The 12,788-nt window shown below is 37.5% G+C and carries 17 protein-coding genes and 1 riboswitch; of the genes, 14 read left to right on the top strand and 3 right to left on the bottom strand.

What is annotated here, in order from left to right; genetic code table 11:
* Positions 1–22 precede the first annotated feature (22 nt).
* From ACFX4E_RS07465 to ACFX4E_RS07430, 8 genes are all read left to right on the top strand, one after another.
* Entirely contained in the window at positions 23–1,222 is a 1,200-nt protein-coding gene (locus ACFX4E_RS07465; protein ID WP_377257887.1) for a Ger(x)C family spore germination protein, read from the top strand.
* Between the two features lie 11 nt (positions 1,223–1,233).
* Positions 1,234–1,470, top strand: a complete 237-nt coding sequence (locus ACFX4E_RS07460; protein WP_013055980.1) for a hypothetical protein — start codon at positions 1,234–1,236, stop codon at positions 1,468–1,470.
* A 26-nt stretch (positions 1,471–1,496) separates the two neighbouring features.
* Entirely contained in the window at positions 1,497–2,618 is a 1,122-nt protein-coding gene (locus ACFX4E_RS07455) for a GerAB/ArcD/ProY family transporter (protein WP_377257884.1), read from the top strand.
* 70 nt (positions 2,619–2,688) lie between these two features.
* A riboswitch (PreQ1 riboswitch) is annotated at positions 2,689–2,732 on the top strand.
* Between the two features lie 230 nt (positions 2,733–2,962).
* Entirely contained in the window at positions 2,963–3,628 is a 666-nt protein-coding gene (gene queC, locus ACFX4E_RS07450; RefSeq protein WP_377257881.1) for a 7-cyano-7-deazaguanine synthase QueC, read from the top strand.
* On the top strand, positions 3,628–4,068 hold the full coding sequence (gene queD, locus ACFX4E_RS07445; RefSeq protein WP_013055983.1) for a 6-carboxytetrahydropterin synthase QueD: 441 nt from the start codon (positions 3,628–3,630) through the stop codon (positions 4,066–4,068). Before queC ends, queD begins: the two co-directional genes overlap by 1 nt.
* Entirely contained in the window at positions 4,061–4,792 is a 732-nt protein-coding gene (gene queE, locus ACFX4E_RS07440; RefSeq protein ID WP_081085294.1) for a 7-carboxy-7-deazaguanine synthase QueE, read from the top strand. Before queD ends, queE begins: the two co-directional genes overlap by 8 nt.
* Before the next feature lie 98 nt (positions 4,793–4,890).
* Positions 4,891–5,388, top strand: coding sequence for a preQ(1) synthase (gene queF / locus ACFX4E_RS07435; protein ID WP_013082243.1), 498 nt, complete (start codon positions 4,891–4,893; stop codon positions 5,386–5,388).
* Positions 5,389–5,456: 68 nt separating this feature from the next.
* A complete protein-coding gene (locus ACFX4E_RS07430; protein WP_013055986.1) occupies positions 5,457–6,158 on the top strand; it encodes an NAD(P)H-binding protein in 702 nt (233 codons plus the stop codon).
* 33 nt (positions 6,159–6,191) lie between these two features.
* On the opposite strand, the gene ACFX4E_RS07425 is transcribed toward ACFX4E_RS07430, so the two are convergent.
* Both ACFX4E_RS07425 and ACFX4E_RS07420 read right to left on the bottom strand, forming a co-directional pair.
* Positions 6,192–6,425: a hypothetical protein gene (locus tag ACFX4E_RS07425; RefSeq protein ID WP_028407907.1), complete on the bottom strand. Its 234-nt coding sequence runs from the start codon at positions 6,423–6,425 to the stop codon at positions 6,192–6,194.
* A gap of 316 nt (positions 6,426–6,741) precedes the next feature.
* On the bottom strand, positions 6,742–6,927 hold the full coding sequence (locus tag ACFX4E_RS07420; protein WP_013082245.1) for a YkvS family protein: 186 nt from the start codon (positions 6,925–6,927) through the stop codon (positions 6,742–6,744).
* A gap of 307 nt (positions 6,928–7,234) precedes the next feature.
* Between ACFX4E_RS07420 and ACFX4E_RS07415 the strand changes: the two genes are divergently transcribed.
* The 4 genes from ACFX4E_RS07415 (at position 7,235) to ACFX4E_RS07400 (ending at position 9,804) form a co-directional block, all read left to right on the top strand.
* Positions 7,235–8,080 (top strand): patatin-like phospholipase family protein, encoded by an 846-nt coding sequence (locus tag ACFX4E_RS07415; RefSeq protein ID WP_013055989.1) that lies wholly within the window; start codon positions 7,235–7,237, stop codon positions 8,078–8,080.
* A 17-nt stretch (positions 8,081–8,097) separates the two neighbouring features.
* Positions 8,098–8,292: a hypothetical protein gene (locus ACFX4E_RS07410; protein WP_013055990.1), complete on the top strand. Its 195-nt coding sequence runs from the start codon at positions 8,098–8,100 to the stop codon at positions 8,290–8,292.
* 147 nt (positions 8,293–8,439) lie between these two features.
* Positions 8,440–8,766 carry a hypothetical protein gene (locus ACFX4E_RS07405; protein WP_013082248.1) on the top strand — a complete coding sequence of 109 codons (327 nt, stop codon included), beginning with the start codon at positions 8,440–8,442 and terminating at the stop codon, positions 8,764–8,766.
* Positions 8,767–9,078: 312 nt separating this feature from the next.
* Complete coding sequence (locus tag ACFX4E_RS07400) at positions 9,079–9,804, top strand: cell wall hydrolase (RefSeq protein WP_050689417.1); 726 nt, start codon at positions 9,079–9,081, stop codon at positions 9,802–9,804.
* 24 nt (positions 9,805–9,828) lie between these two features.
* On the opposite strand, the gene ACFX4E_RS07395 is transcribed toward ACFX4E_RS07400, so the two are convergent.
* Complete coding sequence (locus tag ACFX4E_RS07395; protein ID WP_028407910.1) at positions 9,829–10,188, bottom strand: YueI family protein; 360 nt, start codon at positions 10,186–10,188, stop codon at positions 9,829–9,831.
* A gap of 675 nt (positions 10,189–10,863) precedes the next feature.
* Here ACFX4E_RS07395 and ACFX4E_RS07390 point away from each other — a divergent pair.
* Both ACFX4E_RS07390 and ACFX4E_RS07385 read left to right on the top strand, forming a co-directional pair.
* Positions 10,864–11,151 carry a hypothetical protein gene (locus tag ACFX4E_RS07390; protein WP_013055995.1) on the top strand — a complete coding sequence of 96 codons (288 nt, stop codon included), beginning with the start codon at positions 10,864–10,866 and terminating at the stop codon, positions 11,149–11,151.
* A 230-nt stretch (positions 11,152–11,381) separates the two neighbouring features.
* Positions 11,382–12,680, top strand: a complete 1,299-nt coding sequence (locus ACFX4E_RS07385; protein WP_013055996.1) for an NCS2 family permease — start codon at positions 11,382–11,384, stop codon at positions 12,678–12,680.
* The last annotated feature ends 108 nt before the right edge of the window (positions 12,681–12,788 follow it).

Below are 12,788 nucleotides of genomic sequence, written 5' to 3'. Positions count from 1 at the left end.
TGTGTAAAGGTGGCCGTTTACTATGAAAGCATTTCTAATGTTATGTATCTGTTCATTGCTATTAAGCGGCTGCTGGAGCAGTCGAGAGTTGAATGAGCTAGCCATTACGGTTGCCGTCGGAATTGATAAAGCAGAAGATGGCATCATTGTAACAGTTCAGCTGATTAACCCTGGTGATATTCAGGCCAAAACCCCTACAAACGGGCCTTCTGTTACCACATTTTCTATTAAGGCTTCGTCTGTAATGGAGGGGTTAAGAAAAATAACGACAAAATCTCCGCGGAAAATTTATCTTTCTCATTTACGAATGCTAGTGCTTAGCGAAAGCATGGCGGAAGACGGTATTGCTGAAGTGCTTGATTTCTTTGCTCGGGATCATGAAGTGCGTACCGATTATTTTGTTGTTGTGGCTAAAAACACGAAAGCATCGAGCGTTTTGAACGTATTAACAACAATCGAAAAAATACCAGCTAACCATATGTTTGCTTCATTAGACGTGTCACAGCGTATTTGGGCACCTACTAGAGGAGTAAAGTTAAATGAACTGATCAGTAACTTAACCAGCCAGGGAAAGCAGGCGGTATTATCAGGGGTATTGGTGAAAGGCAATGTGAAAAATGCAGGAGATATGTCCAGCATTTCTCGCACCAATCTTTCCACACTGCTCAATTTCAAAGGATTAGGTGTCTTTCAAAATGATAAGCTTATCGGCTGGTTCAATGAAGACGAAAGTAAAGGATATAACTATATTACAGGAAATGTAAAAAGTACGTTGATTGTTATTCCATGCGAAAAAAAAGAAAAACAGCATGATATCATTGGAGTAGAAATGCTTCGAACGAATGTCAAGGTGACAGCTACGATGAAAAATCATAAACCTCATATTCACGTTGATTTAAAAGGAGAAGCGAACGTGGCTGATGTAGAGTGTCAAGTGAATTTACAGGACCCAGCTGTAATCAATATGCTCGAACGAAAAACAGCAGCTGACGTGAAAGAAAAAATGAATGATGCAGTAGAAAAAGCTCAAAAAACCTATAAAAGCGATATCTTTGGTTTCGGCGAAGCGTTTTACAGACAAGATGTAAAGAGATGGTACAAAATGAAAAGAGACTGGAACAGAATTTACGCAGAGAATTTAACCGTCGATTTAGATGCAAAAGTTCAAATCCGTCGCTTAGGCACGTTAAATAACTCATATATGAAGCAAATGAAGCATTAAGGAGAAAGAAAATGGAGGGATTTATCGCCTTACTTGTACTGCTTGCTTATTTGACTAAAAAAATAATGATCAACTTCCGAAAGGAAAAGTATTATCGTGAGATAGTCGTCTACCTTTGTCTTATAGGTTTGGGTCTATTCTTTTGGGGAGCGATTACACTCCGTAAAGAAGTTCCTACGCCTCTGTACTTTTTAGAGGCACTAATTAAGCCTCTTACTAGAACCGTTCATCATTTGTTATTCACGTGAGCAAGCATGTAGGAGAGAAGGTGTGTATGATGCAAATAAAAGAATTTATTAGTCCGAAACAATTTCTTTTTCTCATTTATGTTTTTTGTATCGGAAGCGCCATCTTGGCAGTTCCCGCTACATTATTAGAGACGAATAGACAAAATGCGTGGTTTTGCGGTGTGCTTGCTATTGGCTTTGCACTTTTAATCGTTGCGGTGCTTTTATGGCTGATTCAGCGTTACCCTCAGCAAACATTCATTCAAATAGCTAAAAAGGCGCTAGGTCCTTATGCAGGAACGTGTATTTCTCTTATTTACATTTTCTTTATGTTCATTCAGTCTACGTTTTCGCTTCGAGATATCAGTACATTCATGACGACTCAAATTGTCCCTGAAACGCTGCCTACGTGGATTCATGCTCTTGTTCTTTTAGCTGTTATATACGGAGGGTATCTAGGTATTGAAGTGGTAGCAAGAACCGCGGAAATCTTTTTGCCTTGGATTGTAGTCCCCTTTTTATTGTTAATTGTTTTAAATATTCCTCAGATGAAAATTGATCGTCTTTATCCTTTTTTTGAATTTAGCATGGATGATTTAGTATTAGGGACCACTTATTTTTTAGGAAACCCGTTTATGGAATTGGTTTTTATTCTAATGATTACGCCTCATATAAAAGATGGAAAAAAGGTAAAAAGAATGTTTGTTATCGGCACTGGCGCATCGGGCTTGACGATTACGATTGCAGTTGCGGCTTGTATATTAGCTCTTGGCGCGAATATTGCATCGATGCACAGCTACCCAGTTTATTTATTAGGAAAAATGATTTCGTTAGGTGCAACGATTCAGCATGTTGAAGTATTAGTAGCTATTATTTGGATGTTATCTATCTTTTTTAAAGTTGTTATTGTGTTCTATGCTATTCAGTTAAGTATCGTCCAATTGTGTAATTTACGGGTGCGCAATTTTTTAAGCTTTCCTTTAGGTCTAATTATTACAGGCGTGGCGTATTACATTATTCCTAATACAGCGTACTTCAATTATTTTGAAAAATATTACTGGCCGTTTTATTTATTTGTACTAAGCGTCTGTTTTCCGGTGTTATTTATTGCGCTTTCTTATATAAAGAAACATAAGGCAGCTAAAGGCGATAGAAGCCAACAAACATAGCATTATTCATACGCATGTGGTATAATACGATGACAATTCAAGAAGAAACGCCGTACACGTTTGTATATGTACGGGAGAGGTTCGAAAACTCCCTCTATAAAAAACTAAGATCATCGTTGATGACAAAAGACACGGTTTTAGCGTGTCTTCTTTCACGTGCTTTTCTATCAACGCGTCTTTTTGACGTGTATGCTGGCGAGGACGTGTATCTTAGTTGCTTTTTAGGGAGATTGCTGGAAAAGAGCAGTCTCTTTTTTGTGTTATAAAATTAGTCACAAAGGGAACGAACGGTTCAATAAAGTTTCTTCTTCTTTTGATTTCAATCAAAAAGGAGACGAACAATAATGATGAAAAATGAAAAAGCTATTGTTGTATTTAGCGGAGGTCAAGATAGTACAACATGTCTATTTTGGGCTTTGAAAAACTTTAAAGAAGTAGAAACGGTTACTTTTCAATACGGTCAGCGTCATAGTCAAGAGATAGAGGTAGCAAAAGCTATCGCAGCTGATTTAGGTGTGAAGCATACCGTACTAGATATGTCACTTTTAAATCAATTAGCACCAAATGCCTTAACGCGAGATGATATTGAGATCGAGCAAAAAGAAGGAGAGTTGCCTACAACGTTTGTGGACGGCCGCAATCTGTTATTTTTATCATTTGCAGCCGTACTGGCTAAAAACAGCGGAGGCCGTCATATCGTAACAGGCGTTTGCGAAACTGATTTTTCAGGATATCCAGACTGTCGAGACATATTTGTGAAATCGTTAAACGTCACGCTTAATTTATCAATGGACTTTGAATTTGTGATTCATACGCCGCTTATGTGGATTGATAAAGCAGAAACGTGGGCGTTAGCCGATGAGCTAGGGGCGCTTGAGTATGTGCGTGAAAAAACATTAACGTGCTACAACGGTATTGTTGCTGACGGGTGCGGCGAATGTCCCGCATGTCAATTGCGAAAACGCGGGTTAGATCAATACCTGCAAACAAAAGAAGGAGGAGAGAAATAATGCTGCAACAAATGTATCCTCAAGTATTTCATGACTATGAATATGAACTGAACAAAGATATGCAGTTTGCTGCGGCACATTTTGTTCCTCACACAGAAGCAGGTAAATGCCGTCAAGTCCATGGACATACGTATTTTGTAAATCTAACTGTTGCCGGAGATACATTAGACGAAGCGGGCTTTTTAGTAAACTTTGCGCTATTGAAAAAAATTGTTTCTGGTCAATTTGATCATACATTATTGAACGATCATTCTATCTTTAACGAAGAAAATCCAAATGATTTTCCTACAACTGAAGTTGTTGCCCGTAAAATTTATGAGTTGGTTCAAGAATATCTAGACACACTACCAAATAAGCCTTCTTGCGTACAAGTATTCGTGCGGGAAACGCCGACAAGTTACGTAGTTTACCGCCCAAAGAAGGTGAAAAAACGTGGCTAATACAATTCCAGTACTTGAAATATTCGGACCAACGATTCAAGGGGAAGGAATGGTTGTAGGACGTAAGACGATGTTTGTTCGTACCGCAGGCTGTGATTATTCCTGCAGCTGGTGTGATTCAGCTTTTACGTGGGATGGATCAGCTAAAAACGATATTCGTCAGCTAACAGCAGAACAAATTTGGACGGAGCTAAAAGAAATTGGAGGAGATTGCTTTGATCACGTCACCATTTCTGGAGGAAACCCTGCGCTTATCAAGGCGATTGGTTCACTTGTAGAGCTTTTGCACAGTCAAGGGGTAAAAGCTGCTCTTGAAACACAGGGAAGCCGTTATCAGGATTGGTTCCTAAAGATCGATGATTTAACGATTTCTCCTAAGCCTCCAAGTTCATTAATGAAAACAAATTTCTCCGTATTAGACGATATTATAGAGACATTACTAAAGGAAAAACGCATGGCGCATATAAGCATAAAAGTCGTTGTATTTAATGATGAGGACTTTGAGTATGCAGCGTCTGTTCATGAACGTTATCCTGAGGTTCCATTTTTTGTTCAAGTAGGCAACGAGGACTTAACGACAATCGATAATGCGTCGTTAACACAAGAATTGCTTAAAAAGTATGAGTGGTTAATCGATAAGGCAGTGGCAGCTAAAAACATGAACGATGTAAGAGTTCTGCCGCAGGTTCACGCCCTTGTGTGGGGAAATAAACGAGGCGTGTAAGCGCATAGCAAAAAATTTACAAAGAAAAATAAAAACAGATATATACAAAATAAAAAAACGCTGTTAGAATGACAATCGTAGAAAGAGAGGAAATGCAAATGAGCGGTCGAAAAGATGAAGAATTAGAAGGTGTATCACTCCTTGGAAATCAAGGAACAAACTATTTGTTTGAATATGCACCAGAGATTCTAGAAGCATTTGATAACAAACATCCAAATCGTGATTATTTTGTGAAATTCAACTGTCCGGAATTTACGAGCTTATGTCCAAAAACAGGTCAGCCGGATTTCGCAACCATTTATATTAGTTACATTCCAGATGAAAAAATGGTAGAAAGCAAGTCGTTAAAGCTTTATTTGTTCAGCTTCCGTAACCATGGAGATTTCCATGAAGACTGTATGAACATTATTATGAATGACTTAATTAAACTGATGAATCCAAGATATATTGAAGTATGGGGAAAATTCACACCACGCGGCGGGATTTCAATTGATCCATATACAAACTATGGCCGTCCCGGTACGAAGTATGAAGAAATGGCTAATTATCGCCTGATGAATCATGATTTATACCCAGAAACAATTGATAATCGTTAATTCGAACAAACAGGTTGTGTATGCAACCTGTTTTCCATTGCAAAAACAACAGGTGAGAAGGTGAAAGAATGTCACAGAGATCAGCATTAGTATTAGGTGCAAGCGGACTTGTTGGTCAAGAACTTTTAAAAATGTTATTAAGCAACAGCTTATATAACCATGTGACAGTGTTTGTTCGAAAAAAGCTACCAATCGAACACACAAAGCTACGTCAGCTTGAAATTGATTTTTCAGAGCTTGATAAGCACGAAGAATGCTTTGCAGTTGATGATGTATATTGCTGTTTAGGCACGACAATGAAAAAAGCAAAAACAAAAGCGAAATTCATTAAAGTGGACTACGAATTTCCTTTAAAAGCGGCTAAATGTGCAGAAAAATATCGCTGCAAAAACTTTTTAACGATCACAGCAATTGGTGCTGATCTTCGTTCGCCATTCTTTTACAGTAAAGTAAAGGGGCAAGTAGAAGAAGATATCGCAAGCTTGTATATCCGTTCTACTCACTTTTTCCGCCCATCCTTATTATTAGGGAAGCGTCAAGAGTTTCGCCTATTTGAAAAGATTGGGGGATACACGTTAAAGTCGTGTTCATTTTGCCTTGTAGGAAAGTGGAGAAAGTATCGTCCAATTAAAGCGTATAACGTAGCCAAATCGATGATGAAAGCTGCTCTTGAAGATAAATGTGGCGTTCATGTACATGAAAGCCAAGACATTTATACAGGTGAATGCTATTATTCGTTTACCAACGGCAAGCGAGTATTATCAAAATAAAGAAAAGCCTCTTCATAAGAAGGGGCTTTTTTTCTATCTTCCGTCACCATCCGCATCTCCATCTCCACCGCTATCTCCATCTCCATCATGATCGTGGTTAGAAGCAGATTCACTCCAGCTTGTGTAGGAGTTAGAATCTTCTTCGGCATAATTCATGGGTTCAACGGATGTTTTTTTATTTGAAGTTTGTTTGCGTTTAAAAACGAACTGCACGATGAAAAAAAGAATGACAATAAGAGCAACGATAAACAATACAGTATCAAACATGCTAGTAATTCCTTTCGGTAAGAAGATAGTAGTAGCTTGTTCTTATTGTCACACGAAAATAAGCCCCTTTCAAGAAAAAATGGGGCCTGTTTTTGTTTCTTTAAGGAAACTTTTTTTATCTCAGCCATATATTATTGTATAAAGAAACATTTTAGAAAAGAGGGAGTACAGTGAAAAAAAATTCGAAGGATGTTAAGGTGCAACAGTATATTTACCTCATGTATAAGCTGGGGATTATTACAGAAGAACAAAAGAATCAATTCTTTCAAAACCAATAAAAAAGCAACCGCTTTTGCTTTCCGGCTGCTTTTTTCCTTTACATAGCTGGATTAATGATGATGTAGTTTTTGTGGTTGACAACAGTTCGCTGTTCTAAGTCTAAATCGCGGTAGTTTGTCATGTAAGTCAAATCTACAATCACGGAGTTTTCATTTACTTTTTCAACAATGCCCTGTAAGCCATTTTTAAATTCTATCAAGTTTCCTACCTCTGCTATTTTCATGATTTATCGCTCCTTTGTTTTAAATTAGTTCATTATAAATTTTTTAAATAATTTTAATTTTAAAAATAGTAAAACTAGTTAGCGTTTTCTTTTTTACAATTTTGCCTTAAAACTGGGAATTAGTAAAGAGTTTTTTGAAAAAATATAAAATAAAATTGAAAAAATAAGTAAAATGTGCTGAGAAATAAAAGGAATTGGTAGCTTTAATGAAAGAGAGAAGCAGGACAGTTCCATCTTTGTGCATCTTTCGTTATAATAAACGAGGTATAAACTTGTCATAAATTATAAGAATTAGAAGGTGTAGAAATTGAAAGATACTGGACTCGTGCTCGAAGGAGGCGGTATGAGAGGCCTTTATACAACTGGAGTTTTAGATTACTTTATGGAAAGAAATCTGTACCTTCCGTATGTAATTGGCGTTTCAGCCGGCGCTTGTCATGCCACTTCTTATTTATCTAGACAAATAGGAAGAAGTCGCAAAGCTAATTTAGATTTTTTAGAAGATCCTCGCTACTTGTCGTGGAAAAATTATTTTAAAACAAAAGAGATATTTGGAATGGATTTCGTTTTTGATGAAATTCCTAATCAGCTTCTTCCATTTGACTTTGAGGCATTTGCTGAGCGTACAGAGAAGCTTGTAGTAGGAGCAACGGACTGTGTGACTGGAGAACCCGTTTATTTTGATGAGTATGACCGGGACATTTTGACAGCGGTTCGCGCTTCTAGTTCCCTTCCATTTTTAGCACCTGTCGTTACATATAAAGGAAAAGAGCTGTTAGACGGAGGAATCAGTGATCCGATTCCAATCAAAAAAGCAGTGCAGGATGGATATAGAAAAAATATTGTTGTGCTAACGCGAAACGAAGGATATCGAAAAAAGAAATCAAATATGCTTTGGTTATTGAAGCGCAAATATCGTCATTATGATGGGCTGACTCGTGCGCTTGAGAACCGCTATAAATTGTATAATGAAACATTGTCATATATTGAAGAACAGGAAAGACAGGGGAATATCTTTGTGATTCGTCCGCAAACCCCTCTTGTAGTAGGGCGAATTGAGAAGAATCGTGAGCGTCTCGACGCTCTTTACAACCAAGGATATAAAGAAGCTGAAGCTCAATTTGCATCTCTGCAAAATTGGCTGAACAGTTAAAAGCGAGGTGAAACTGAATGGATGAACAAACAGCCATAAACATGTTGAATGAGTTAAGTGAAGGAAAAGTAACCGAAATTAAAGTTAAAAAAGAAGACTTTCTTGCTTTTCGTCCTTTTTTAGTAAATCGCCCTGATTTCAAACATTTTCGTGGAATAGCTGGACGCGGTGGGGATTTTACCTATACGTATCTAGAAATTCCTAGGAGCTAAACGAAATGATGGCATTATTTGATTATGCCTTATATAATGGATGTATGAGCCTGTACAGTAGAGAATATACTGTTACAAGTGCTTGTGCGTTTATTTAGTAACGTACGGTAAGAGCGAATAAACGTGTTTAGTTATAGGAGGGATATTATGGATGAGTTTCGAAAAAGTACAGCACCTTTTTATTTTGCAGATCATATATGGAAAGATAAAAATGGAATGACGACTTATGGGATGCTGTTAACGAACCGGCCCGAAGATGACGGGGACTATGACCTCCATTCGTTATTAGAAGAAGCATATGTAGATCATAAAAAAATTCTAATTACTACTGTTTACGACAACAGTGAACAGCAGTTGACTGGATACGTGATACATTTATCAGATGATCAAGACGTCTTTACGTTTATGGATGATACGGGTGCTAAGCTAGTGATTGATTTCTATGATGTTGTAGAAATTGAGATCGAAGATTAAAAAGAGCTGAATGTTGATTACAACATTCAGCTCTTTTGTGTAAAAGTAGATGAATTTAAATGTTTATCATAAGAGTTATAAGGGAAAGACAAATGAAGAAATTTCTGATTAAACTGAAATAAACCGGGAAAATATACCTGTATTTCAGAAAAATTACCGTGATTATGACAAAAAACAAGGTACAATGTCATAATTGTGTTCCGAACGTAATTTTGTTCATCAAACTTAAAGAAATGTAATTGAATCGTTCGGTGAAACCCCTATATAGCTATGATAGAGTAATACCATACGAAATTTCAGGAGGTATTACCTATGAAACATAGTTATATGAAATCAATGGTAGTAGCTTGTTTAGCTACTCTTTCATTTATAGGTTTTAATGCAACAGCTACGGCTGCAACTAATTATAAAGTAGTCAAAGGCGATAGTCTTTGGAAGTTAGGTAAAAGATATAGTGTAACAATTGACGATATTAAAAAATTAAACAATCGTCAAGGAGATATGATTTATATTGGTGAAACATTAGCGATTCCGAGTAAGACAAAAGTGCTGGCTGCTGAAACAACGGAACCTTCAACGGCAGCACCGGCTAATACAGCCAAGTCAGAACCAAAACCGGAACCGAAACCAGAAGCGAAACCGACGGAACAGCAAACACCTGCAGTTTCGATTTCAGCAAGTGAAAAAGATTTATTAGCGCGCTTAGTAGAAGCTGAAGCAAAAGGCGAATCATATGAAGGAAAAGTAGGGGTAGCAACAGTGGTGTTAAACCGTGTAGATTCTCCGAAGTTTCCAGATACGGTAACAGGAGTTATTAAACAAGTTGTCGGAAAAGCATACGCTTTTTCACCGGTCCAAAACGGATCAATTAACAAACCTGCTTCAGAAGATTCGAAAAAAGCAGTAGAGCAAGCATTGACTAGAAAAGATCGTTTAGACGATTCCATTTACTTTTATAATCCAAAAACAGCTACCGATAACTGGATTCGTTCACGTGCTGTAATTAAAACAATTGATCATCATGTATTTGCTAAATAAAAAAGAGCCGTTATGGCTCTTTTTTTAGTCTAAAAAAATATCTCGTTCCAAACTGCCTTCAGAACCTGTTAAAACCAGACCAATATCGGTATCAGCTTCTAAGTTCTGAACGATAGTAAAAGGCACTTTATGTTCGTTAGCCGCTTGAATATAGGGGGAGAGGTATGAGTAAGACAAGGAGCCATTTAAAAACAAATGACCGTCTTTCACTTTTTTTAAAAGAGGCTTTATTTTTACTGCATCTTTTTTCATGACTTGCCCTTTTTTTAGCGCAAGTTCAATATTCTCACGTAGAGCAGTTAAGAAATATCTTCTTTCGTCTCTTTTTGTTTCCTTTGCTCCGTACATTCCTCGTTCTAAGTATTCTTCTAGTTGATCAGACATTGCGTCACTTCCTTTCGTTATAAACTATAAACGATTATGGCTATAAGTAAAAGGGAGAGGAAAAAAGGAAAATCACTGTGCTATATCACCTGTTTTTTTGCTGAGTACAAAGAAAAACAAAAAATGTGTTGAAATTTAGCCTAAAATATTGTTTAATGTAAATAGATAGAAAATCATATCGGTTTTTTATTAAAGGTTTGTAAGCGATTACAGATATACATACATAGCAGCGTTTGGGGAGACGCTCCTATGATTTTATGTTCAAAGCGCATTGTATAAAAAGGGGATTATATAGCTTTAGGGCATATACGGTCAAGCAAAGGGTCAGATAAATTAATAAAAAATCGCTATGTATTTTCATAAGAAGAACGGTCAACATTTTTGTTGAGCGTTCTTTTTATGCGTTCATATTATGTTTATTCCTTATTGCAGCAGGTGCTGGAAATTACAAAGGTCCATTCCTCGTTTCATCTCTCTTATTTTACATAAGTTACATGTAGTATGTTTCAAAGCCTTAAAAAATATATGTCTCTACGCTTGTTTAACCCTAACGAGGTGGTAGAAAAGGAATATTTTTTAAGAAATCACAAAAAAAGAGGCGATTGCCTATGCAAGAAGTAGGTGAATAACATATGTAATAAAGAGAATGAAATATAATTTGAGGAGGCATGTATCATGCAAGAATTTGATATTAATGACATAAGAAGACCATTCGGTGGTTTTGGAGGCTTTGGTCGTCCAGGATTCGGTTTCGGTCGCCCAGGTTTTGGTTTCGGTCGTCCTGGTTTTGGCTTCGGCCGTCCGGGGTTCGGCTTTGGCTTTGGTCGCCCGTGGGGTTGGGGCTTTGGAGCTCCATTTCTTGGAGGATTAGTTCTTGGAAGTGCATTAGGAGGTCCAGGTTATTACGGTTATCCAGCACCATATTATCCGCCGTACCCACCATATTATCCTTATTATTATTAAAACAATGAGCGCTGATAAAGCGCTCTTTTATTATGTCCAGTCCAAGATATATATAGAATGAATGCAAGACGTTACGTTTAGAAAATGATAACAGTTTTAAATAAGGAATGAACGCTTAAGCTAAAGGAGACAAGTTTTCCTTGCAACAATTGTTGATTTTGCTATAATAACTTCGGTGGCATTTTTGGCCACTGGGTGGGCGAGGGATAGATGAAAAGAAGGAAATTAGATTGAACGCATTATTTGAAAAGTTGTTTCGTTTAAACGACCACCAAACAACTGTTGGAAAAGAAAGCTTAGCTGGGGTCATTTCATTTCTTTCCATCGTGTATATTATTGCTGTTAATTCAACCATTTTGTCTGATGCCGGTATTCCGCTTGAAGCAGGAATATTCGCAACAGTAGCTTCGGCTTTTGTAGGCTGTGTTATTATGGCTTTTTGGGCAAATGCGCCTCTTATTCTGGTGCCAGGTATGGGGATTAATGCATTGTTTACGTATACGATGGTTCAATCAATGGGGTTATCTTGGCAAGAAGGGTTATTAGCAGTAGTGATATCCGGCTTTCTTTTTATAGCATTAGCTTTTTCACGATTGTCTGCCAAAATTGTCTCTTCGATTCCGCATTCGCTAAAAGAAGCGATAACAGTCGGTGTTGGCTTATTTTTAACATTTATCGGTTTGCAAAAAGGGAAGCTTGTAGTTCCAAGCGAAAACACTTTTGTAGCACTTGGAGACTTGTCAGATCCGTTTGTGATCAGTACGCTGTTGACGTTAATTATCACAATCGTACTGTTTATCCGAAATGTGAAAGGTAACTTTTTGTTAAGCATGATTGCCGGATCAGTCCTTGCCTTCTTACTTGGTGTAAGAAGCGGTGCAGAAAAAGGACAGTCCGCTGGGAGCGTGAACGACTTCTTTAGCAGCTTTGGCACATTGTCTTTTGGAGCTATTGGAGACGTTGCGTTTTGGGCAGCTGTCTTTTCATTAACAATGGTATTGATTTTTGAAAATATCGGTTTGCTGCATGGTCAGCTAGGTATGATGAATCAAGATAGTAAATTTCCGCGGGCCTTTCAAGCAACAGCCGCCTCAGCTTTGCTAAGCGGCGTGTTTGGAACAAGTCCAACGGTGTCTTCTGTAGAAGGAGCATCTGGTATTGCAGCAGGAGGGCGAACGGGTTTAACATCGCTGATTACAGGAGTTTTATTTTTAAGTTCACTTCTGTTTATTCCATTTATCAAGCTGGTTCCAGATAGTGCTATTGCACCTATTCTCATTGTTATTGGAGCATTGATGATTCAAAATATCAAAAACATCAATTTACAGGACTTAACAGAAGGTTTCCCTGCATTTTTAATTATTGCGCTTATTCCTCTTACGTACAGCATTGCTGATGGAATTGCATTTGGGTTCATTGCGTATCCACTGCTTAAATTATTCCTTGGTAAAATGCGTGAAGTATCGATGTTTATGTATGTAAGCGCGCTGTTGTTTTTCTTGAATTTTGTGCTGCATTATATTGCTTAAAATAGACAGCTGAGTATTTTTTCTCAGCTGTTTTTTGTGTTTGCGGTAAAGAATCCTCTTTTTAGATATCATACTCCGTATTTCGTGTCCTTTGGCTAATCTGCCGCT

The sequence above is a fragment of the Priestia sp. YIM B13491 genome (assembly GCF_042787605.1).
GTDB lineage: Bacteria > Bacillota > Bacilli > Bacillales > Bacillaceae_H > Priestia > Priestia megaterium_E.
The sequence above is the reverse complement of the archived record's forward strand: the minus strand, read 5'-3'. Positions and strand labels throughout refer to the sequence as shown.

Coding starts and splice junctions, on each gene's coding strand:
- ACFX4E_RS07460 (WP_013055980.1), top strand. CDS start 1,234: ATGGAGGGATTTATCGCCTTACTTGTACTGCTTGCTTATTTGACTAAA.
- ACFX4E_RS07425 (WP_028407907.1), bottom strand. CDS start 6,425: ATGTTTGATACTGTATTGTTTATCGTTGCTCTTATTGTCATTCTTTTT.
- queC (WP_377257881.1), top strand. CDS start 2,963: ATGATGAAAAATGAAAAAGCTATTGTTGTATTTAGCGGAGGTCAAGAT.
- queD (WP_013055983.1), top strand. CDS start 3,628: ATGCTGCAACAAATGTATCCTCAAGTATTTCATGACTATGAATATGAA.
- ACFX4E_RS07430 (WP_013055986.1), top strand. CDS start 5,457: ATGTCACAGAGATCAGCATTAGTATTAGGTGCAAGCGGACTTGTTGGT.
- ACFX4E_RS07455 (WP_377257884.1), top strand. CDS start 1,497: ATGATGCAAATAAAAGAATTTATTAGTCCGAAACAATTTCTTTTTCTC.
- ACFX4E_RS07395 (WP_028407910.1), bottom strand. CDS start 10,188: ATGTCTGATCAACTAGAAGAATACTTAGAACGAGGAATGTACGGAGCA.
- queF (WP_013082243.1), top strand. CDS start 4,891: ATGAGCGGTCGAAAAGATGAAGAATTAGAAGGTGTATCACTCCTTGGA.
- ACFX4E_RS07400 (WP_050689417.1), top strand. CDS start 9,079: ATGAAACATAGTTATATGAAATCAATGGTAGTAGCTTGTTTAGCTACT.
- ACFX4E_RS07405 (WP_013082248.1), top strand. CDS start 8,440: ATGGATGAGTTTCGAAAAAGTACAGCACCTTTTTATTTTGCAGATCAT.
- ACFX4E_RS07465 (WP_377257887.1), top strand. CDS start 23: ATGAAAGCATTTCTAATGTTATGTATCTGTTCATTGCTATTAAGCGGC.
- ACFX4E_RS07420 (WP_013082245.1), bottom strand. CDS start 6,927: ATGAAAATAGCAGAGGTAGGAAACTTGATAGAATTTAAAAATGGCTTA.
- ACFX4E_RS07410 (WP_013055990.1), top strand. CDS start 8,098: ATGGATGAACAAACAGCCATAAACATGTTGAATGAGTTAAGTGAAGGA.
- ACFX4E_RS07390 (WP_013055995.1), top strand. CDS start 10,864: ATGCAAGAATTTGATATTAATGACATAAGAAGACCATTCGGTGGTTTT.